The sequence below is a fragment of the Gilliamella sp. ESL0443 genome (assembly GCF_019469165.1).
Classification (GTDB): Bacteria; Pseudomonadota; Gammaproteobacteria; order Enterobacterales; family Orbaceae; genus Gilliamella; species Gilliamella apicola_E.
In genome coordinates this window covers 142,637-164,783 of sequence record NZ_CP048263.1, presented here as the reverse complement: position 1 = coordinate 164,783, position 22,147 = coordinate 142,637, and the positions used below count along the sequence as shown (strand labels likewise).

The window sequence follows — 22,147 nt, the reverse complement described above, 5'->3', positions numbered from 1 at the left end:
AAACAAAAAAGGATTAGTCTGTGTGGCTAATCCTTTTTTATAATTAAAAATTATTCTTCGGATTCTTGAGCGGAATCATCACTATCATAAGCCTCTTGGGACAATTCCGATTCATCATCATCTTCCGTTTCAGCAATTCGTTGTAATCCGACCACTTTTTCGTTTTCGGCTGTTCGAATTAAGGTTACCCCTTGAGTGTTTCGACCAACAATGCTTACTTCAGATACACGAGTACGTACTAAGGTACCCGCATCAGTAATAAGCATGATTTGGTCAGTTTCTTCAACTTGTACTGCACCAACTACTGCACCGTTTCGTTCACTCACTTTAATAGAGATAACCCCTTTTGTAGCGCGTGATTTAGTTGGATATAATTCTTGTTCAGTACGTTTTCCATAACCATTTTGAGTTGCAGTTAAGATTGCACCATTTCCTCGAGGAACAATTAGTGATACAACTTTATCATCACCTTCTAATTTAATACCTCGAACACCTGTCGCTGTTCGTCCCATGCAACGAACTTTATTCGCTGGGAATCGAACCACTTTACCATTAGCAGAGAATAACATAATGTCTTCGGTATTAGAAATTTGAGAGACTTCATCATCACTATCTGTCTCTTCAACAACCACATCATCGTTTAGTTCTTCATCATCAACGATATCAGATGTTTCATTACTTGTTAAATCAACACCAATAAGTTCATCATCATCACGTAAGTTAATAGCAATTATGCCACCGCTTCGAGGACGACTAAATTCAATTAGAGAGGTTTTCTTAACCGTACCTTGTGCTGTTGCCATGAATACACAATGTTCATCATCAAATTCACGAACAGGTAGAATTGCTGTAATGCGTTCATCAGCTTCTAGCGGTAATAAATTAATAATTGGACGACCTCGAGAACCTCGGCTGGCTTCTGGTAATTGATACACTTTCATCCAATATAAACGGCCACGGCTAGAGAAACAAAGTATAGTATCGTGAGTATTCGCAACTAATAACTTCTCAACAAAATCTTCTTCTTTAATTTTTGTTGCCGATTTACCTTTACCACCTCGACGTTGCGCTTCATAATCAGATAGCGGTTGATATTTCACATAACCTTGATGAGAAAGTGTAACTACAACATCTTCCTGAGCGATTAAATCTTCAATATTGATATCAGCGCTGCTTGCAGTAATTTCTGTTCTTCTTGCATCTTGGAATTGATCGCGAACCGCTTCAAGCTCTTCACGAATAACTTCCATTAATCTTTCAGGGCTTGCAAGAATATGGAGTAAACCACTAATTTGAATTAATAACTCTTTATATTCATCAAGAATTTTTTCGTGTTCAAGTCCGGTTAATCGATGTAAACGAAGATCTAAGATAGCTTGAGCTTGAGCTTCTGAAAGATAATAATGGCCATCTCGAATACCAAACTCTGGCGCTAAATCTTCCGGTCGAGCAGCATCATTACCAGCTTTTTCAAGCATTGCAGCAACATTACCTAGTTGCCAAGCTTGCGATAATAGTTTAGCTTTAGCTTCCGAAGGCGTAGCCGCGGCACGGATTAATTCAATTACAGGATCTATATTAGCTAATGCAATAGCTAAACCTTCCAATACATGCGCACGTTCACGAGCTTTACGAAGTTCATAAATAGTTCGACGCGTTACCACTTCACGGCGGTGAAGAACAAACGCTTCGATCATTTCTCTTAAATTTAATAGTTTTGGTTGGCCTTTATGTAAAGCCACCATATTAATACCAAAAGAAACTTGTAGTTGAGTTAATGAAAAAAGATTATTTAGAACAACTTCACCAACGGCATCGCGTTTAATCTCAATAACAATACGCATACCATCTTTGTCTGATTCATCACGCAGTGCTGAAATGCCTTCAATTTTTTTATCTTTGACTAACTCTGCAATCTTCTCGATTAATTTTTTCTTATTAACTTGATAAGGAATTTCATTAACAATAATCGTTTCACGACCAGTGTGATCATCAACTTCAACCGTTGCTTTAGAACGAATATAAATGATACCACGACCAGTTCGATAGGCATTTTCAATACCTTTACGCCCATTAATTAATGCTGCGGTAGGAAAATCTGGACCTTTAATATACTCCATTAAACCATCGACAGAGATATTTTCATCTTCAATGAATGCTAAGCAGCCATTAATCACTTCAGCTAAATTATGAGGAGGAATATTAGTTGCCATACCAACTGCAATACCCGATGAACCATTAATGAGTAAATTAGGAATTCGAGTTGGAAGGACATCAGGGATCATTTCTGATCCATCATAGTTTGGTGAGAAGTCTACGGTTTCTTTGTCAAGATCTGTCAACAATGCCCCTGCAAATTTTTGCATACGAATTTCGGTATAACGCATTGCAGCAGCAGAGTCGCCGTCAACAGAACCAAAGTTACCTTGACCATCAACAAGCATATAACGTAATGAGAATGGTTGTGCCATACGAACGATAGTGTCATAAACAGCAGAATCACCATGTGGATGATATTTACCGATTACATCCCCGACAACACGAGCAGATTTTCGGTAAGGTTTATTCCAGTCGTATCCAGCTTCATGCATAGCAAATAAAACTCGTCTGTGGACGGGTTTTAGTCCGTCACGTACATCAGGCAAAGCACGCCCGACGATAACAGACATAGCATAATCAAGATAAGAGGATTTTAATTCGTCTTCAATATTGACGGGAGTTATTTCTTTGGCTAGTTCGGTCATAACACCATGTTCTCTTATTAATTTAAATCTTAAAATAGCTTATAATTATAGCACAAAAATAGCTATTAATGCAGAACTAAACTGTTTTTATTTCAACTTATTCTGTATGAATAAACAAAGTATTTTCAATTAATTGGCATAAACAGTTCAAAATCATTGTGTGCATTTCGTAGGCCATCACCTTTTTGTAAGATGGAATTCTGATTTCAATATCATTCTGACCAAGCAAACCGATTACTTCACCTCCATCAAATGCGGTTAATGCAACAATTTTCATATCTTTTATCACAGCTTCTTGGACGGCACGAATAATTGAGCGACTATTACCTTCACAAGTGGATATAATCAAAATATCACCTTGTTGCCCTAAAGCTTGAATTTGCCGCGCATATATCTCTTCATGATTTGATATCGCACTTAACAAAACATTATCCGAAACTAAAGCAATAGCAGGAATACTTGGCCTTTCAATGTCAAGACTTGTAATTAAGCGTGAAGTAAAGCTTTGTACATTCGCTGCCGCAGCCCCATTACCACATCCCATAATTTTATTACCATTAAGTAATCCACCAACAATAATATTAGCTGCTTTTTCAATTGAAGAGCCTAGTGATTCCGCCATCACTATTTGAGTTTGAATACTTTCAGTAAAATAATTTTTTATTAAATCTTGCACGTTTTTCACCTAACCATTAAAACGCATTAACTATCCATTTTTGATCTTTGCCCGTTATGGCAAAAACATCAAATCTAAACTCTGTTTCTTCAATATTAAAGTTATTCTCTAACATCCAAAGTTGTGCAGCTTGTTTAATTTTAGATTGTTTATTAAACGATATTGTCATTTCAGCTTCACCAAAATGGGCATTTTTTCGATATCTAACTTCAATAAAGACCAAGCAGGTTTTGTCTCGCATAATTAAATCAATTTCACCAATTTGGTATAGGCTATTTTGTTCCAATAATACAAGTCCTTGCTTGGTTAAAAATTGGCAAGCTAATTGTTCATAATACTTACCAATTTTTTTACTATTCGCTTTGCTGTGAGGACTGATCAGATGCTTCATAAACATATTCTTGCCAAGAAAGTGATCGCGTTACTTCGCATTGATTACTTGTTGACAATTTACCGGTCATACCATCTAAAAAATTAGGTTGATAAGAATCCAATTGATTGAAACGATTAGCGAGTCTCCATGCATCAATACCCATAGCGTATAATCGAGTTAAAGAATAATCTTTTTGAATATTGCCAGGGATAAGGGAAGACGTTCTATCAGATGAATTGATAATCAATGGGATATCAGCATACTCAGTTTTATTCATATCATAATTAAAATCATTTGAAGCGTTTGCTACATGGCTTTTAGAACTAGAATAAAGCGTAACTGATGATGATCCATTACCAATAGTTTTGCCCGCTCCCAAATCAAGCATTGGTTTTATTAACGTTAATTCGTCATATGAGGCATAAACATAAATCGCGTCAAAACCAGCGGAACTTGATGATGTTGTAGCATTACCATCATCAAAAGAGACTGGTCGGCCAGTTAAACTTATTCCACTATTATGATTCATATTGCCCCTCAAAGTACCGATACTACCGACATATTGGACATAAGCTTGAGAACCATTAGCAATTTGTGACCATTGTTTAGCAAAACTTTTAGCAACTCGTCTACCTAAATCAGTTTGTGGAACAATTAACAGTGGTTTTTGCTTATTTTGAGCAAAAATATGGTCAGCCGCATCTTTTGCTTCATCTTCAGGAGATAATGCGAAGAAACACATCTTATTAGAGGAAACAGTACCGTCATCCACTTTATTTAATGCTAAAACAGGAATAGAAGGTGCTAACTGTTTTATTTTAATGACTTCTTCTTTCAACAATGGACCAACAATTAATTCAACATTTTGTGCTTGAGCTTGTTCAATTAAGCTTTCCATTGGTAATGATGTGGTATCTAAAACAACAACATTTTGTTGCGGTTCTTGTGGATAAAATTTAACAGCATCAACATAACCTTGACGAATTGTATTACCAAATATACGAGAAGAACCATTTAAAGGTAATAATAAAGCAACTGTTTTCGTATTTACATTATCAACAGAAAGCTTTTGGCCACCTACTAGCGCCGAAACAATCTCTTGGGCTGGATGATTTGGATATCTTGATGACCAATCTTCAATAGCTTGTTTTAATTGTGCACTTTGACTACTATTTGTTGCATCAACAACATCAGTACTATCACCTGACTGAGCTAATGCTTTTTTATTATTACTTTTATATGTATAACTTAAATCAATCCAACCCCTTAATATTACTTCATTATCAGCAGCAGAAATTTGACTTATTTGACTTGCAGATAGTTTGCTAAAGAATTTCCAAGTATTATTTAATATCTGCTTTTGATGTTTCTCTGGGGCAAATTTTTGTAAAGATAAATAATCATGAGCTTGTTCATTTATATTTCTAGCTTTGCGATCTAAAGCTAATTTTATTGAATAATAACGATATGATTGTGAATCATTTAATTTATCAGCAGATAGTTGATTAAGATTAAATGGCTGTCCTTTTCTGGCGGCTATTTCGCCTTGAGATAACAATTGGTCTTTTTGTTGTTCAGCATTAAGATTCGCAGGAAGCTCAGATAATAATTTGTTTGCTTGAGACAATTTATTCTCATTTATTAAAGCCCGCACAGCTAACAATTGCCAATCGATTTTGGCATTTCCTGAACTTGATTCAGCTTGCGACAAATAATAATTGGAATCTTTAGTCTCATCATATTTACCACTTTTCGATAAGCTGAGATTACAACCAATTAAAAGCGAAAATAATGCTAACATAACAATAGCATAAAAGGATTGTTTTAATTTCATACCCATTCTCTTATAAATTTTCATCCCCAAATTCGTTGCACATGAACAGTAACTTCCTCACGATCGTGATAAAGCTGCTTAGCCTGAATTTGTACATTGATTTGATTATTATTTAGTTCTTTTATTAGTAATTGTAAATTTTGTTTTACTTCTTCATAACGTTTTTTCATTGGCAACTTGAGATTAAAAATTGTCTCTCGGCACCAACCATTAATAAGCCACTTGGCAATTAATTCTGTTACTTTGGCTGGTTTTTCAACCATATCACACACTAGCCAATAAATATTATGCTTTTTAGGTATAAATTTGAAGCCATCTTCTCGATAATGTTTAACTTGCCCTGACTCCATAAGTTTTTCATTCATCGGACCATTATCTATAGCATATACCATCATGCTTCTTTTGACTAATTGATAAGTCCATCCTCCAGGACACGCACCTAAATCAACTGCATTTAAACCACCTTTTAGTCGTTCATCCCACTCTTCATAAGGAATAAAAATATGAAAAGCTTCTTCTAGTTTTAACGTGGAACGGCTTGGGGCATCAGCAGGAAATTTTAATCTTGGTATTCCCATATAAAAAGGCGAATTATTTTGACTTAAGGAATATCCTACATAACAACTATTATTGTTAATGAATAATAGATGAATTACTGGCCGTGATGGATTTTGAACTTTTAAAAGGATGCGCTTATTTCGTAAAGCTTGTCGAAGAGGAACTGTAAATTTCCGACAAAATCCTGCTAATTGTTTACCTTCATTCGTATCAGCAACTTCGACACGCAAATCACCTGCTTTATCAACAATACCAGATAATGCCTCGATTATAGGAGTGATACGATCTTCTGTTGGTAAATTATCTAATAAATCACCTGCAACAAACATTTGTCTGGCAAAAATCAGTGTTCGAAATGAAATTTCTTTAATCAATAATTGAGCATCACCATCTTGGTAACATTCAAATATTATATAACCACTATTTTCTTTAACTTTCGCAAATCCAAATATCTCTTTTTGTGCGGACCTATCAGTTATTTCTGCCGCACATTCTTTTTCGAATCCAGGCCGGCAATACAAAATTATTTTATTTAGTTTTTGCATATCGTATCTTATCGTTTTTCACAATCGAATTTATTAAATTAATCTGATTGAACTTTATCAGTATATAAAGGTGCATCCCCTTTGGGACGAGTTTTAAATCGTCGATGCAACCACATATATTGTTCTGGTGCTTTAAGAATTTCTTGTTCAATTGCTTTATTCATAAACGTGGCCGCTTGAACATCATCATCGATAGGATATCCCTTAAGTTCAGGAGTCACATAAACGGTATAATGACCTTTTGTTTCACGTTTAGGGGTGAAAGGTATAATTGCTGGTTGGCCTAATTTAACTAAAATTCGAGTCCCTATTGTGGTTGCGGCTTTTTCGACAGCAAAAAGTGGAGCAAATACACTATTTTTAGGGCCATAATCATGATCAGGTGCATACCATAACAATTCACCATTTTTTAGTGCTCTAATCATGCCTTTAGTATTATAGCGATCCAACATATATTTGTTTGATTTTAAACGTCCTTTTAATTGAATATAATCCATAACCGGATTATCGTTTGGTCGATAGACACCAACACCAGGATGACTCATTCCTAAAATACGTGCACCTAGTTCTAACGTTAAAAAATGAATCCCAATTAATAGAACACCTTGTCCAGATTGTTGTATGCGAGTGATATGCGAATCACCTACAATTGAAGAGTGTTTAGCAAGTCTTTTATCTGACCAAAACCAAGCCATACCCGTTTCAAATATAGCAAGTCCAGTTGAAATAAAATTATCTCTTAATATTTTATCGCGTTCTTGATCAGTTTTTTCAGGAAAACATAGTTTCAAGTTCTGTTTTGCGGTTTCTTTACGCTTACCGATTAACTTCATTGAAAGCAATCCTAAGCCTTTTCCTATTTGATAAATTATTGGATATGGCAACAATACGATTAGATATAAAATACTAATACCAAACCACGTTAACCAGTAACGAGGATGTAATAACCGTTTTGTAAAAGTAGGATGAATTTCTTGACTCATATTAAGATTAAATAACAATTTAAACAAAGTGAATTATTATATACCAATCTTGAATTAAGCGGCAGAAAAATAAAATAATTAAGCATGATGGAACATCATTTTATTAATAGATTTTTTTGTAAAGATAATGTTTTAAAAAAGATGTTAGGGATTAAATTGATTAATCCCTATTCTATAATTTTTAGTAATTGTTAAATTGAAACATGCTCAAAAAGGCCGCTCCTCAACTTTTTTTAATTTTAAATAGCTACTGGCGCTTTAATTGCAGGATAAGGGTCATAGCCAACAATTTCGAAATCTTCAAACTCATAATCAAAAATTGTAGGTGGCTTACGTTTAATAACCAGTTTAGGCAATGGTTTCGGCTCACGACTTAATTGTAAATGGGTCTGTTCCATATGGTTAGAATAGAGATGTGTGTCACCACCAGTCCAAACAAAATCACCAACTTCTAAATCACACTGCTGAGCAATCATATGAACCAATAATGAATAACTGGCAATGTTAAATGGTAATCCTAAAAATACATCACATGAACGCTGGTAGAGTTGACACGAGAGTTTACCTTGAGCAACATAAAACTGAAAAAAAGCATGACATGGCGCTAATGCCATCTGATCAAGTTCGCCAACATTCCATGCAGACACGATCATTCGTCTTGAATCAGGATCATGTTTAATTTGTTCAATTACTTGAGAGATTTGATCTATCTGACGACCATCAGCGGTTCCCCAAGCACGCCATTGTTTACCATAAACTGGGCCAAGATCACCATTTTCATCCGCCCATTCATCCCATATCGTTACTTTATTATCTTTTAAATAATTAATATTGGTATCCCCTTTAAGAAACCAAAGCAATTCATAGATAATTGAACGTAAATGACATTTTTTTGTTGTTACCAACGGAAAGCCATCTTGCAAATTAAATCGCATTTGATGACCAAAGATTGATAATGTACCTGTCCCTGTTCGATCTGATTTAGGTGTTCCCTCATCTAAAATTTTTTGCATTAATGCTAAATATTGTTTCATTTTGAGATAACCTTATTGTTAAATCTATATGCATATAAAAGGATCAAAATTCCACCGATAATCATTGGTAGACAGAGAATTTGCCCCATACTAATAAAATTCAAAAATAATCCTAGCTGTTCATCTGGTTGTCTGAAGAACTCTATGATGAATCTGAATATTCCATAGCAAACCAAAAATAGCCCTGACACAGCACCTGTTGGACGTGGTTTACGGATAAAAAGGTTCAAAATAATAAATAAGACTATGCCTTCAAATACCATTTCATAAAGTTGTGATGGGTGTCTTGGTAAAACACCATTTAATTGGCTATATAAAGAAAACCATTCAGGATGTGATTGTACAAACATAAAATCAGCATGAGTCGACGTCGGAAATAACATACCAATTGATGAGTTAGTTACACGCCCCCAAAGTTCACCGTTAATAAAATTACCAAAACGACCAAACATCAAACCGATCGGAACTAACGGTGCAACAAAATCAGCTACTTGCATAAATGTTTTTTGGGTCTTTTTAGCAAATATAGCAATAACGCAAATTGCACCAATCAACCCACCATGGAAAGACATGCCTCCTTCCCAAACTCGAAATAAGATTGCAGGCTCATCGATAAAAGCATCAAAGTTATAAAATAATATATAGCCTAATCGTCCACCAATGAAGAGACCTAAAAATCCCCAGAATAGTAAATTTTCAACTTGTTGCGATGTCCAATTACTATTTGGTTTGTTAGCTCGACGCTTAGCTAAATATAAGGCGCCAAGTATGCCAAATAAATACATTGCACCATACCAGTGTAAGGAAATAGGTCCGATTGAAAAAGCAATTGGATTAAAATCGGGGAATTGTAAAAATTGGTTCATTTTTTAATACGCTGTTTATTTTTTCGTTTATGAGTAAAGAAGTTAAATCGTTTTTTCTTAGAAAGATTTGTTATAGGATCTTCTATGTCAGATTGTATAGTAAAAACTGGCAAAGAAAACTCTTTCATCGCCTTACGATATACATCACGCTTAAAAGCAATAACCTGCCTTATAGGATACCAATAACTTACCCACTTCCAATCATCAAATTCTGGAGTTGGTGAAATATTTAAGTTTATTACCGATGTATCAGAAATTAATTCTAATAAAAACCATTTCTGCTTTTGGCCGATACACACTGGCTGATTATCCCAACGAATCATTCGTTTAGGTAGTTTATACCTTAGCCAACCATTGGTAACCGACAAAACTCTTACATCTTTGGGTTGTAATCCTACTTCTTCATTAAGTTCACGAAACATTGCTTGTTCAGGCGTTTCGTTTTGTTTTATTCCGCCCTGAGGAAACTGCCAAGAATTTTGCCCGTATCGACGAGCCCAAAGTACTTGACCATACCTGTTACAAATAACGATTCCTACATTTGGACGGTAGCCATCATTATCGATCACTGACTACCTCAAAAATTTATTTTTTTATATAGTCGAATTGTTTCATACATACACTAATAAATAAATAGGAAAATGATATTAATCGACTAAATCTAATATTATATGCGAGATTTTTGGGATAATTTAATAATAGTAATAATATTAATTAGCGCAAATGTTATCTCTATTGCTAGGCTTCCTAAAGATCCTATCCATAAACTATAAATGATCCATAAAGCACTACTCAATAATATAAGTAATCGCATCTTTTGTTGTTCAAATCGAAATAGCGCAATGGTTACTAATGTCGTTCCAATAACCGAGAAATAATTAATGAATTGCTTCCAATCCGGCGTTGTAAAAAAATAAAATATCCACATCAATGCAATAAAGAAAAACATTGCTAAAAAATTCTTAGTATAAGTAGAAGTCACATTCCTAAAAATATTTACAATATTGAGTATAGCAGCAGGATAGGATTCAGGACCTAATAAATAAAAATGCAGCGTCATAATGACGTTAACAATTGTTAATTGCCATCGGAATGCATTATCATTACGTTGCAAAAAGGCACTAACACCGACAAGATAACCTAATATACCAATTAGTTGAGGAACTGTTGTGTATTTTTCAATAAAATCTGAACCCAAAAATTGATATAAAAAGTTTAAATTATCCACTGTTTACTCCTTAGACAAATGGATCTGAATAATAAATGATTCATGAATATACTTTTACTAATTGTAGAATGCAAAAAAGCCCAGCATTGCTGCTGGGCTCTCGCTCTAATTTAAAAGTCTGGCGGCACCCTACTCTCACATGGGTAATACCCACACTACCATCGGCACTACGGCGTTTCACTTCTGAGTTCGGCATGGGGTCAGGTGGGACCACCGCGCTATTACCGCCAGACATATTCTGTCTTCTCTTTCTTTCAACTGATGATGATTATCACATATCTTCACCAATCGCTCAATCCGGAACAAACTGTTTTATTAATCTTTAACCATCTTTCGATGATTTCTTACTCTCAACTTCGCGTAACCCAAAACAACTCCGAGTTGTAAGGTTAAGACTCTCGGTTCATTAGTATCAGTTAGCTCAATGTATCACTACACTTACACACCTGACCTATCTACGTCTTAGTCTCAAACGGACCTTACTGAATCTCTTCAGGGAAAACTCATCTCGAGGCTAGTTTCGTGCTTAGATGCTTTCAGCACTTATCTATTCCGCACGTAGCTACCGGGCAATGCAATTGGCATCACAACCCGAACACCAGCGGTGCGTTCACTTCGGTCCTCTCGTACTAGAAGCAAACCCTCTCAATTTTCCTACGCCCATGGCAGATAGGGACCGAACTGTCTCACGACGTTCTAAACCCAGCTCGCGTACCACTTTAAACGGCGAACAGCCGTACCCTTGGGACCTACTTCAGCCCCAGGATGTGATGAGCCGACATCGAGGTGCCAAACACCGCCGTCGATATGAACTCTTGGGCGGTATCAGCCTGTTATCCCCGGAGTACCTTTTATCCGTTGAGCGATGGCCCTTCCATTCAGAACCACCGGATCACTATGACCTACTTTCGTACCTGCTCGAGCCGTCACTCTCGCAGTCAAGCTAGCTTTTGCCATTGCACTAACCTCCTGATGTCCGACCAGGATTAGCTAACCTTCGTGCTCCTCCGTTACTCTTTGGGAGGAGACCGCCCCAGTCAAACTACCCACCAGACAGTGTCCCTTACCTCGATTCAGAAGTATAGGTTAGAACATCAAACATTAAAGGGTGGTATTTCAAGGATGACTCCATGCATACTGGCGTACACACTTCATAGTCTCCCACCTATCCTACACATTAAGGCTCAATGTTCACTGTCAAGCTATAGTAAAGGTTCACGGGGTCTTTCCGTCTTGCCACGGGTACACCGCATCTTCACGGCAATTTCAATTTCACTGAGTCTCGGGTGGAGACAGCCTGGCCATCATTACGCCATTCGTGCAGGTCGGAACTTACCCGACAAGGAATTTCGCTACCTTAGGACCGTTATAGTTACGGCCGCCGTTTACTGGGGCTTCGATCAAGAGCTTCTGCTTACGCATAACCCCATCAATTAACCTTCCAGCACCGGGCAGGCGTCACACCGTATACGTCCACTTTCGTGTTTGCACAGTGCTGTGTTTTTATTAAACAGTTGCAGCCAGCTGGTATCTTCGACTGATTTCACCTCCATCCGCGTGGGACTTCAATTAACATCAGCGTGCCTTCTCCCGAAGTTACGGCACCATTTTGCCTAGTTCCTTCACCCGAGTTCTCTCAAGCGCCTGAGTATTCTCTACCTGACCACCTGTGTCGGTTTCGGGTACGATTAACTATAACCTGAAGCTTAGAGGATTTTCCTGGAAGCAGGGCATCAATTACTTCACTACCTTAGTAGCTCGTCATCACGCCTCAGGGTCTCAGTGACCGGATTTGCCTAATCACACCCCTACACGCTTAACCCACCATCCAATAGGTGGTAAACCTAGCCTTCTTCGTCCCCCCATCGCAGTTATAGCCAGTACGGGAATATTAACCCGTTTCCCATCAGATACGCCCTTCGGCCTCTCCTTAGGGGTCGACTCACCCTGCCCCGATTAACGTTGGACAGGAACCCTTGGTCTTCCGGCGAGCGGGCTTTTCACCCGCTTTATCGTTACTTATGTCAGCATTCGCACTTCTGATACCTCCAGCATGCCTCACAACACACCTTCTACGGCTTACAGAACGCTCCCCTACCCAATACACTTACGTGCACTGCCGCAGCTTCGGTGCATAGTTTTAGCCCCGTTACATCTTCCGCGCAGGCCGACTCGACTAGTGAGCTATTACGCTTTCTTTAAATGATGGCTGCTTCTAAGCCAACATCCTAGCTGTCTAAGCCTTCCCACTTCGTTTCCCACTTAACTATGACTTTGGGACCTTAGCTGGCGGTCTGGGTTGTTTCCCTCTTCACGACGAACGTTAGCACCCGCCGTGTGTCTCCCATGATTGAACTTGTCAGTATTCGGAGTTTGCATCGGGTTGGTAAGCCGGGATGGCCCCCTAGCCGAAACAGTGCTCTACCCCCAACAGTTATACATGAGGCGCTACCTAAATAGCTTTCGGGGAGAACCAGCTATCTCCCGGTTTGATTGGCCTTTCACCCCCAGCCACAGGTCATCCGCTAATTTTTCAACATTAGTCGGTTCGGTCCTCCAGTTAGTGTTAACCAACCTTCAACCTGCCCATGGCTAGATCACCGGGTTTCGGGTCTATACCCTGCAACTTAACGCACAGTTAATACTCGGTTTCCCTTCGGCTCCCCTATTCGGTTAACCTTGCTACAGAATATAAGTCGCTGACCCATTATACAAAAGGTACGCAGTCACTATTACCCAACGGTAACAGCTCCCACTGATTGTACGTACACGGTTTCAGGGTCTATTTCACTCCCCTCCCGGGGTTCTTTTCGCCTTTCCCTCACGGTACTGGTTCACTATCGGTCAATCAGGAGTATTTAGCCTTGGAGGATGGTCCCCCCATCTTCAGACAGGATATCACGTGTCCCGCCCTACTCTATAAGCTTCCACATAATGCATTTTCATGTACGGGACTTTCACCCTCTATCGTGCGACTTTCCAGACGCTTCCACTAATACATTATGCTACCCGCTTGGGCTACTCCCATTTCGCTCGCCGCTACTTTGGGAATCTCGGTTGATTTCTTTTCCTCGGGGTACTTAGATGTTTCAGTTCTCCCGGTTCGCCTCATCTGACTATGTATTCATCAGATGATAGTGCAGTCGCCTGCACTGGGTTTCCCCATTCGGACATCAACGGTTATAGCGCCTTTTATCGGCTCACCGTCGCTTTTCGCAGATTAACACGTCCTTCATCGCCTCTGATTGCCTAGGCATCCACCGTGTACGCTTAATTTCTTAACCTTACAACTCACAGTTGTCTTGGTTTTAATTACGCTTTTTTCTCTTTTCTACTTCATTACATTCATATTTTCATACAAATGCCTTCCGTAAAAACGAGAACTCGTTTCTTTCAGCTTGTTCCTAATTGTTAAAGAGCTTTATCTTTCTATTCATTCGAATATTAAATAAATACAAAAATAATTTTATGATTTTTAAAAGAGGTATCTTTAATGGTGGAGCTAAGCGGGATCGAACCGCTGGCCTCCTGCGTGCAAGGCAGGCGCTCTCCCAGCTGAGCTATAGCCCCATTGTTTCACTTCATCAACTAATCAAGCCATCAGCTTAATTGTCGAATTGGTGGGTCTGAGTGGACTTGAACCACCGACCTCACCCTTATCAGGGGTGCGCTCTAACCACCTGAGCTACAGACCCAATAAAGTGACTCTTTCTAAACAAACAATCTGTGTGAACACTTACGAGCTCTTCGTAAGGAGGTGATCCAACCGCAGGTTCCCCTACGGTTACCTTGTTACGACTTCACCCCAGTCATGAATCACACCGTGGTAAACGCCCTCCCGAAGGTTAAGCTATCTACTTCTGGTGCAACCCACTCCCATGGTGTGACGGGCGGTGTGTACAAGGCCCGGGAACGTATTCACCGTGACATTCTGATTCACGATTACTAGCGATTCCGACTTCATGGAGTCGAGTTGCAGACTCCAATCCGGACTTAGACGTACTTTCTGAGGTCCGCTTGCTCTCGCGAGGTCGCCTCCCTTTGTATACGCCATTGTAGCACGTGTGTAGCCCTGGTCGTAAGGGCCATGATGACTTGACGTCGTCCCCACCTTCCTCCGCTTTATCAACGGCAGTCTCCTTTGAGTTCCCGACCGAATCGCTGGCAACAAAGGATAAGGGTTGCGCTCGTTGCGGGACTTAACCCAACATTTCACAACACGAGCTGACGACAGCCATGCAGCACCTGTCTCACAGTTCCCGAAGGCACTCTCGCATCTCTGCAAGATTCTGTGGATGTCAAGACCAGGTAAGGTTCTTCGCGTTGCATCGAATTAAACCACATGCTCCACCGCTTGTGCGGGCCCCCGTCAATTCATTTGAGTTTTAACCTTGCGGCCGTACTCCCCAGGCGGTCGATTTATCGCGTTAGCTTCGGAGCCCATCACTCTAGGCAACAAACTCCAAATCGACATCGTTTACAGCGTGGACTACCAGGGTATCTAATCCTGTTTGCTCCCCACGCTTTCGCATCTCAGCGTCAGTATCTGTCCAGAAGGCCGCCTTCGCCACCGGTATTCCTCCACATCTCTACGCATTTCACCGCTACACGTGGAATTCTACCTTCCTCTACAATACTCTAGTTAACCAGTTTTAAGTGCAATTCCTAGGTTGAGCCCAGGGCTTTCACACCTAACTTAATTATCCGCCTACATGCCCTTTACGCCCAGTCATTCCGATTAACGCTCGCACCCTCCGTATTACCGCGGCTGCTGGCACGGAGTTAGCCGGTGCTTCTTCTGTAATTAACGTCAATTGATGCACCTATTAGATACATCACCTTCCTCATTACCGAAAGTACTTTACAACCCGAAGGCCTTCTTCATACACGCGGCATGGCTGCATCAGGGTTTCCCCCATTGTGCAATATTCCCCACTGCTGCCTCCCGTAGGAGTCTGGACCGTGTCTCAGTTCCAGTGTGGCTGGTCATCCTCTCAGACCAGCTAGAGATCGTCGCCTTGGTAAGCCTTTACCTTACCAACTAGCTAATCCCATATGGGTTCATCAAATGGCGCATGGCCCGAAGGTCCCATGCTTTGGTCTCTCAACGTTATGCGGTATTAGCAGTCGTTTCCAACTGTTGTCCCCCTCCATTCGGCAGATCCCCATACTTTACTCACCCGTCCGCCACTCGTCATCAAGTGCAAGCACTCATGTTACCGTTCGACTTGCATGTGTTAAGCCTGCCGCCAGCGTTCAATCTGAGCCATGATCAAACTCTTCAATTTAAAGTTTGATGCTCAATAACTGTCTCTGACATATTCAAATGAATCTTCAGTGTCACTTATCAAGACTTAATTTTTGAGTCCGTAGACTTTTAATTTTTTGTCTCGTAAGTGCCCACACAGATTGTCTGTTTCTTCTTTTTAAAGAGCTGACAGCTTTAAGTTAACTTCTCAATTTCTTGCTTCAGTTTGCTGTCTCAAGGGCTGCGTATACTACGCTACACCTTTTTATTCGTCAAGATCTTTTTTTTAAAAATTTGATCTTGTTCACCAACTTCATTATCGTCTGCTTTCGCTGACGCCGTGTCAGTGGATGCGCATTATAGGCACTTCTTTTTTTTTGGCAAGTGAAAAACAGCAATTTATTAATCGTTCGAATAAGCTTTAATCATCTAATACACTAATTCTCTGATATTTATCAAGATTATATTTAGATAATTTTTCCATCAATTTTTTAACTTGTTGGTTACATAATGTGCTCAAGACAATATTGTCTGTTGAAGATTGTGCTGTAACATTCTTTAGATCAAATCGCTCATTAAGTAATGAATAAACTCGAGAAGCGATCGCATTTCCCGAATCAATAAAAGTCGTATTAGGGAAAAGTAGTTTAAGTTCATCTTTAATAAATGGATAATGAGTACAACCAAGCACAATTGTATCAGGAATGACTGGTAGATTGAGCCATGGTTGCATTAGCATCTCAAGTTGCTGCATATCAACAGCAATGCCTTGTAATTTATTCTCTGCTATATAAGCTAATTCAGATAAACCAAGTAATTTAACATTACAATCAGGAGCAAACTCTTTAATTAAATTACTTGTATATGCTCTTTGAATTGTAGCTTTCGTCGCTAATAACCCAATACATTTATTTTTAGTAATTATGCTTGCAGGTTTAATTGCAGGTACGACACCGACAATAGGAAAAGAAAACTTTGAGCGTAAACTAGGTAAACAAATAGTACTTGCGGTATTACATGCAATGACGGCTAAATCAATTGAATATGATTCTATAATTGTATCTATTATATGACTTACTCGTTTAATTAAAAATTCAGAGGATTTGTCACCATAAGGAAACATCTCATTATCAAAGGCATAGATATACTGTAAATAAGGTATTTTATTGTAAATTTCATTATAAATAGATAACCCACCGATACCCGAATCAAAAACTAATACTGTTGGAGTTTTTTTTACAATATTCATATGCAGTTAACGAAGGTTAAAAAATTAATCGAGCCATATCCTAAATTGATTAAAATTTTATGCAAGCAATTTTGTTTAAGGTAGTACTGGCTTTTTACAGAATAAATCATTAAAATAGACGTCTAGATGGTAAAACTGCCAAACATAAGTATTTCATACGATTATATTTAGAGCATTGCTCTAAATAAGTTAAAGAAGGTAACACATGTCAGAATTTTTATTTACTTCAGAATCTGTATCAGAAGGTCATCCTGATAAAATAGCCGATCAAATATCTGATTCAGTTTTAGATGCTATCTTAGAGCAAGATCCTAAAGCTCGAGTGGCTTGTGAAACTTACGTAAAGACTGGTATGGCATTAGTTGGCGGAGAAATTACAACTTCTGCTTGGGTAGATATTGAAGAATTAACTAGAAAAACGATTAATGATATTGGTTATACCAGCTCAGAAATGGGGTTTGATGCTAATTCTTGTGCTGTTCTAAATGCTATTGGTAAACAATCACCAGATATTAATCAAGGTGTTGATCGGCAGAATCCATTGGAACAAGGTGCTGGTGACCAAGGTATCATGTTTGGTTATGCTACAAACGAAATGCCTAATTTAATGCCTGCAGCGATTAGTTATGCCCATGACCTTATGCAACGCCAAGCTGAAGTGAGAAAAAATGGTACCCTCCCTTGGTTAAGACCTGATGCAAAAAGCCAAGTTACTTTAATTTATCAAAATGGAAAAATCCAAGGTGTTGATACTGTGGTTTTATCAACCCAGCATTCAGAAGGTATTGAACAAAAAGCTTTACATGAAGCAGTCATGGAAGAAATCATTAAACCAACATTACCAACAGAATGGCTAACTTCAAGAACGAAATACTTTATCAATCCTACAGGACGTTTTGTAATTGGTGGTCCTATGGGAGATTGTGGTTTAACTGGCCGAAAAATTATTGTTGATACCTATGGCGGTGCAGCACGTCATGGTGGTGGTGCGTTCTCTGGAAAAGATCCTTCAAAAGTAGACCGTTCCGCTGCCTACGCAGCAAGATATGTTGCTAAAAATATTGTTGCAGCGGGACTTGCTGATAAATGCGAGCTACAAGTTTCTTATGCAATTGGTGTTGCTAACCCGACATCGATTTATGTCAATACTTTCGGTACTGAAAAAATTGAGCATAATAAAATCATATCGTTAATTAAAGAATTTTTTGATTTAAGACCATACGGATTAATTCAAATGCTAGATCTCATCCAACCAATCTATCAAAAAACTGCAACTTACGGCCATTTTGGTCGAGATATATTCCCATGGGAAAAAACAGATAAAGCAGCCATTCTTAGAGATGCAGCAGGATTATAAACGAATTCCAATTTATCTCCATAATCAAGTGTTGGCTTGTTTAAGAACTCACTTAACTCAAGCCAATAATATATTAAATACTCATTATAAAGAGCCCAAAGTCAGTTATAAACCTAAAGGTAGTGTTGCTGGATGCGCATTTTTAACTCGTTGGGAAATTCAACTCAATAGCATAATGCTCAATGAGAATGGAGAAAAATTTATTAATGAAGTTGTTCCTCATGAATTAGCACATCTCATTACCTTTCAAAAATTTGGAAAAGTAAAACCACATGGACAAGAATGGCAATATGTCATGTCCGAAATAATGAAAAAGGAACCTAAAGTTACTCATAATTTTAATATTAAACGTAACGAATATGTCTATATTTGTAATTGCCAAGAACATTATTTATCGCCAATACGACATAACAAAATTCGAAAGAATAAAACTAGTTATCAATGCCGTAAATGCGGTACTATACTAAGACTTAAAATATCTATTTAATGTTGAAATAAATCATGCCTAATTTTGATACACATTTTTACAAAAGTTCCATGATTATTGTGATTTTAAGCTTTTGTTTATATATAGCAGGTAACTTTTTCATTCCTTTGTATGGAAAATTGACAGTTAGCTTGGTCGAACATCTACAATCACTGTTCTTATTATTTATGTGCTGTTACACATATTATTATGCTAAAAAGGTCAAGAATCATGTAAATCTATACAAATTTTGGGTTTGGACAATTTTCTGGTGGTTTATGCTTTTTGGCAGGGGAATCAGCTGGGGGCGGGACTTTTTCCCTGAGGTACCCCGTTTCTACTATAAAATAATTGCTGGTATCTTAATTGGAATACCTTTTTTAACAATATTTTTACCGACAATCCGTCAAGAGATAGTTCGTCGTTATAAATATGAAAAAATTCCTGTTTGGCACATCTTTTTTGCTTTCCTCTTTTTAGGAATTGCTGATATTGCTGAACATCATCGTATTGGTCATCAATTTTTAGTCCTAAGTAGCGAAAGAAAAGATCTTATTGAAGAGTTAATGGAAATACCTTGTCTTTTAAGTCTTGCATTAATAACTTTTTATATGCAGAAAAATGAACAAAAGAGGTTAAACAAGCCATGTTAAGCTATCGTCATAGCTATCACGCAGGAAATCATGCCGATGTGTTAAAACACATTGTATTGACGTTATGTATTAATGCATTGAAAGAAAAAGAAAAACCTTTTTTATATTTAGATACACATTCTGGTGCTGGTCGCTATTTACTGCAAAGTGAACATGCTGAAAAAACTGGAGAGTTTTTATCAGGAATCAATTTAATTTGGCAACAATCTGATACGCCAGAACTACTTAACACCTATTTATCTGTCCTGAAGCGTTATAATCCTTTCGATAATTTAAAATATTATCTAGGCTCACCTTTAATTGCTAAGCAATTACTAAGAGAGCAAGACAAACTTAATCTTACTGAACTTCACCCAACTGACTATTCCTTATTAAGACAAGAATTTAGTAAAGATAAGCGAGCTAAAGTATTTAAAGAAGATGGATTTGCACAACTAAAATCAAAATTACCCCCTGAATCACGGCGAGGTATTATTTTGATAGATCCATCATATGAGATAAAAGATGATTATCAAAAAATCCCAAAAGCATTAATTGAAGCATATAAACGTTTTGCAACCGGGGTTTATTTAATTTGGTATCCAGTTGTCTCTAGAACTCAAACACAAAAGATGATTGAGCAAATTATTAATTCAGGTATTAAAAGAATTTCACAATTCGAATTGGCAGTAAAACCCGATAATAATCAGAAGGGAATGACAGCTTCAGGTATGATTGTGATTAATCCACCTTGGAAGTTAAACGAGCAAATGCAAACAATTATGCCTTGGCTAAAAAACATTCTTGATACAGAGAAAACAGGAAATTATCTTATCAAAGAACTTGTTAGTGAATAATTTAAGCTATTTTTAAGTTAAAAATGCGAGATTTTCTCGCATTTTTTTATTAAAATTTTAAAAATTTCTATTAAGGGAAGAAATGGCAAGCAAAGAGATAAATCCATAAAATTAAAGTCAAAAGTAATGAAAGAAAAACAGCCGCGGAGCCATAATCTTTTGCTCGACCAGATAATTCATGTCGCTCACTTCCAATTCTATCAACCACACATTCAATGGCACTATTAATCAGTTCAACTATCATCACAAAGCCTATTGAACCAACTAATAAAATTCGCTCATAAATAGAAAAATCAATAAGCATTACAATTATATAAGCAAGAATTAACAAAATTAATTCTTGTCGGAACGCTGCTTCATTTATAATAGCTGATTTAAATCCCTTTAATGAGTACTTCGTCGCATTGATAATACGTTGTAGTCCTGTTGCTTTTTTCACAATAACTTCCCAAATTTAAAATTATCTTACATAACCATAATTCATCAGACGCTGGAATCTTCTTTCAAGAAGCACAGGCAACTCCAAACTACCTAATTCATCAAGATCAGATAGTAATTGCTTTTTAAGTGAGGCTGCAACAGCACTATAATCCCGATGAGCGCCACCTAAAGGTTCAGGGATAACTGCATCAATAAGTTTTAGTTTTATCAATTTATCTGCAGTCATATTCATTGCTTCAGCTGCCACTGGCGCTTTATCTGCACTCTTCCAAAGAATAGACGCACAACCTTCAGGAGAAATAACAGAATAAGTGCTATATTGGAGCATATTAACTTTATCGGCCACACCTATTGCAAGTGCTCCGCCAGAACCACCTTCACCAATAACAGTACAAATTGTTGGTACATTTAAACGAGACATTTCACGTAAATTACGAGCAATCGCTTCAGCTTGCCCCCTTTCCTCTGCACCGATACCGGGATAAGCACCTGGTGTATCAATAAAGGTAATGATAGGTAATTTAAATCGCTCAGCCATTTGCATTAATCTCAATGCTTTACGATAACCTTCAGGAGCAGGCATACCAAAATTACGATAAATTTTTTGTTTAGTTTCACGACCTTTTTGGTGACCAATAACCATAACAGGTCGTTCATCAATACGAGCTATTCCACCAACAATTGCTTTGTCATCTGCGTAAGCTCTATCACCGGCCAGCTCATCAAAGTCGGTAAAAATTTCATTAATATAATCTAATGTATAAGGGCGATTAGGATGTCGGGCTAATTGAGCGACATCCCAAGGTGATAAATTTGAAAATATCTTTTTAGTCAATTCACGACTTTTTTGATTCAACTGTTTAATTTCTTTATCTAAATTGATATCCAATTCAACTTGTTGCGAATCAATATTCTTTAAGGAATTAATTTTTGCTTCTAATTCCGCTATCGGCTTTTCAAATTCCAAAAAATTATTCATAACGCTTATGATTGCCTCTTGTATTAATTGTATTTAGTTAAAATACATTACTAAATTTAGTATACTGACTATTTATT

17 protein-coding genes, 2 tRNA genes and 3 rRNA genes are annotated in these 22,147 nt (G+C 37.8%); 4 read left to right on the top strand and 18 right to left on the bottom strand.

What is annotated here, in order from left to right; translation table 11 throughout:
* Positions 1-50 precede the first annotated feature (50 nt).
* The 16 genes from gyrA to murI form a co-directional block, all read right to left on the bottom strand.
* Positions 51-2,744 carry a DNA topoisomerase (ATP-hydrolyzing) subunit A gene (gene gyrA, locus GYM76_RS00745; RefSeq protein WP_065561980.1) on the bottom strand — a complete coding sequence of 898 codons (2,694 nt, stop codon included), beginning with the start codon at positions 2,742-2,744 and terminating at the stop codon, positions 51-53.
* 97 nt (positions 2,745-2,841) lie between these two features.
* Entirely contained in the window at positions 2,842-3,420 is a 579-nt protein-coding gene (locus GYM76_RS00740) for an SIS domain-containing protein (RefSeq protein ID WP_065561979.1), read from the bottom strand.
* Between the two features lie 16 nt (positions 3,421-3,436).
* On the bottom strand, positions 3,437-3,811 hold the full coding sequence (locus tag GYM76_RS00735; protein ID WP_065735146.1) for a YraN family protein: 375 nt from the start codon (positions 3,809-3,811) through the stop codon (positions 3,437-3,439).
* Positions 3,774-5,627, bottom strand: coding sequence for a penicillin-binding protein activator (locus GYM76_RS00730; protein ID WP_220225561.1), 1,854 nt, complete (start codon positions 5,625-5,627; stop codon positions 3,774-3,776). Before GYM76_RS00730 ends, GYM76_RS00735 begins: the two co-directional genes overlap by 38 nt.
* A 20-nt stretch (positions 5,628-5,647) precedes the next feature.
* Positions 5,648-6,730: a 23S rRNA (cytidine(2498)-2'-O)-methyltransferase RlmM gene (gene rlmM / locus GYM76_RS00725; RefSeq protein ID WP_220225560.1), complete on the bottom strand. Its 1,083-nt coding sequence runs from the start codon at positions 6,728-6,730 to the stop codon at positions 5,648-5,650.
* Positions 6,731-6,768: 38 nt separating this feature from the next.
* Positions 6,769-7,713, bottom strand: coding sequence for an LpxL/LpxP family Kdo(2)-lipid IV(A) lauroyl/palmitoleoyl acyltransferase (lpxL, locus tag GYM76_RS00720; RefSeq protein ID WP_220225559.1), 945 nt, complete (start codon positions 7,711-7,713; stop codon positions 6,769-6,771).
* 239 nt (positions 7,714-7,952) lie between these two features.
* Positions 7,953-8,747 (bottom strand): thymidylate synthase, encoded by a 795-nt coding sequence (gene thyA, locus GYM76_RS00715; protein ID WP_220225558.1) that lies wholly within the window; start codon positions 8,745-8,747, stop codon positions 7,953-7,955.
* Positions 8,744-9,613, bottom strand: coding sequence for a prolipoprotein diacylglyceryl transferase (lgt, locus tag GYM76_RS00710; protein ID WP_220225557.1), 870 nt, complete (start codon positions 9,611-9,613; stop codon positions 8,744-8,746). Before lgt ends, thyA begins: the two co-directional genes overlap by 4 nt.
* Positions 9,610-10,182: an RNA pyrophosphohydrolase gene (gene rppH, locus GYM76_RS00705; RefSeq protein ID WP_220225556.1), complete on the bottom strand. Its 573-nt coding sequence runs from the start codon at positions 10,180-10,182 to the stop codon at positions 9,610-9,612. Before rppH ends, lgt begins: the two co-directional genes overlap by 4 nt.
* A gap of 98 nt (positions 10,183-10,280) precedes the next feature.
* Positions 10,281-10,841 (bottom strand): YgjV family protein, encoded by a 561-nt coding sequence (locus tag GYM76_RS00700; RefSeq protein ID WP_220225555.1) that lies wholly within the window; start codon positions 10,839-10,841, stop codon positions 10,281-10,283.
* Positions 10,842-10,957: 116 nt separating this feature from the next.
* Positions 10,958-11,073 (bottom strand): 5S ribosomal RNA (gene rrf, locus GYM76_RS00695).
* 153 nt (positions 11,074-11,226) lie between these two features.
* Positions 11,227-14,125: ribosomal RNA gene (locus GYM76_RS00690) — 23S ribosomal RNA — on the bottom strand.
* A gap of 210 nt (positions 14,126-14,335) precedes the next feature.
* Positions 14,336-14,411: transfer RNA gene (locus tag GYM76_RS00685), tRNA-Ala, on the bottom strand.
* 48 nt (positions 14,412-14,459) lie between these two features.
* A tRNA-Ile gene (locus GYM76_RS00680) sits at positions 14,460-14,536 on the bottom strand.
* 55 nt (positions 14,537-14,591) lie between these two features.
* Positions 14,592-16,129 (bottom strand): 16S ribosomal RNA (locus tag GYM76_RS00675).
* Together the 16S, 23S and 5S rRNA genes with 2 tRNA genes alongside form the textbook arrangement of a ribosomal RNA operon.
* A gap of 381 nt (positions 16,130-16,510) precedes the next feature.
* Positions 16,511-17,338, bottom strand: a complete 828-nt coding sequence (gene murI / locus GYM76_RS00670) for a glutamate racemase (protein WP_220225554.1) — start codon at positions 17,336-17,338, stop codon at positions 16,511-16,513.
* A 205-nt stretch (positions 17,339-17,543) separates the two neighbouring features.
* Here murI and metK point away from each other — a divergent pair, with 205 nt between their 5' ends.
* The 4 genes from metK to GYM76_RS00650 are packed head-to-tail and all read left to right on the top strand — an operon-like array spanning position 17,544 to position 20,650.
* Entirely contained in the window at positions 17,544-18,695 is a 1,152-nt protein-coding gene (gene metK, locus GYM76_RS00665; RefSeq protein WP_220225553.1) for a methionine adenosyltransferase, read from the top strand.
* Positions 18,679-19,182, top strand: a complete 504-nt coding sequence (locus GYM76_RS00660) for a SprT family zinc-dependent metalloprotease (protein WP_220225552.1) — start codon at positions 18,679-18,681, stop codon at positions 19,180-19,182. Before metK ends, GYM76_RS00660 begins: the two co-directional genes overlap by 17 nt.
* A 14-nt stretch (positions 19,183-19,196) precedes the next feature.
* A complete protein-coding gene (locus tag GYM76_RS00655; protein WP_220225551.1) occupies positions 19,197-19,814 on the top strand; it encodes a hypothetical protein in 618 nt (205 codons plus the stop codon).
* Positions 19,808-20,650, top strand: coding sequence for a 23S rRNA (adenine(2030)-N(6))-methyltransferase RlmJ (locus GYM76_RS00650; protein WP_065735195.1), 843 nt, complete (start codon positions 19,808-19,810; stop codon positions 20,648-20,650). The genes GYM76_RS00655 and GYM76_RS00650 overlap by 7 nt, the downstream gene beginning before the upstream one ends.
* Positions 20,651-20,720: 70 nt before the next feature.
* Here the strand turns inward: GYM76_RS00650 and GYM76_RS00645 are convergent, their stop codons facing one another.
* Both GYM76_RS00645 and accA read right to left on the bottom strand, forming a co-directional pair.
* Entirely contained in the window at positions 20,721-21,092 is a 372-nt protein-coding gene (locus GYM76_RS00645) for a diacylglycerol kinase (protein WP_220226188.1), read from the bottom strand.
* Between the two features lie 18 nt (positions 21,093-21,110).
* Complete coding sequence (gene accA, locus GYM76_RS00640; RefSeq protein WP_220225550.1) at positions 21,111-22,070, bottom strand: acetyl-CoA carboxylase carboxyl transferase subunit alpha; 960 nt, start codon at positions 22,068-22,070, stop codon at positions 21,111-21,113.
* Positions 22,071-22,147 lie beyond the last annotated feature (77 nt).

Bases quoted from the DNA above. Each gene is read 5' to 3' on its own strand.
- gyrA (WP_065561980.1), bottom strand. From the start codon at position 2,744: ATGACCGAACTAGCCAAAGAAATAACTCCCGTCAATATTGAAGACGAA.
- GYM76_RS00655 (WP_220225551.1), top strand. From the start codon at position 19,197: ATGCCTAATTTTGATACACATTTTTACAAAAGTTCCATGATTATTGTG.
- GYM76_RS00735 (WP_065735146.1), bottom strand. From the start codon at position 3,811: ATGAAGCATCTGATCAGTCCTCACAGCAAAGCGAATAGTAAAAAAATT.
- accA (WP_220225550.1), bottom strand. From the start codon at position 22,070: ATGAATAATTTTTTGGAATTTGAAAAGCCGATAGCGGAATTAGAAGCA.
- lgt (WP_220225557.1), bottom strand. From the start codon at position 9,613: ATGAACCAATTTTTACAATTCCCCGATTTTAATCCAATTGCTTTTTCA.
- metK (WP_220225553.1), top strand. From the start codon at position 17,544: ATGTCAGAATTTTTATTTACTTCAGAATCTGTATCAGAAGGTCATCCT.
- rlmM (WP_220225560.1), bottom strand. From the start codon at position 6,730: ATGCAAAAACTAAATAAAATAATTTTGTATTGCCGGCCTGGATTCGAA.
- lpxL (WP_220225559.1), bottom strand. From the start codon at position 7,713: ATGAGTCAAGAAATTCATCCTACTTTTACAAAACGGTTATTACATCCT.
- GYM76_RS00730 (WP_220225561.1), bottom strand. From the start codon at position 5,627: ATGAAATTAAAACAATCCTTTTATGCTATTGTTATGTTAGCATTATTT.
- thyA (WP_220225558.1), bottom strand. From the start codon at position 8,747: ATGAAACAATATTTAGCATTAATGCAAAAAATTTTAGATGAGGGAACA.
- murI (WP_220225554.1), bottom strand. From the start codon at position 17,338: ATGAATATTGTAAAAAAAACTCCAACAGTATTAGTTTTTGATTCGGGT.
- GYM76_RS00650 (WP_065735195.1), top strand. From the start codon at position 19,808: ATGTTAAGCTATCGTCATAGCTATCACGCAGGAAATCATGCCGATGTG.
- GYM76_RS00660 (WP_220225552.1), top strand. From the start codon at position 18,679: ATGCAGCAGGATTATAAACGAATTCCAATTTATCTCCATAATCAAGTG.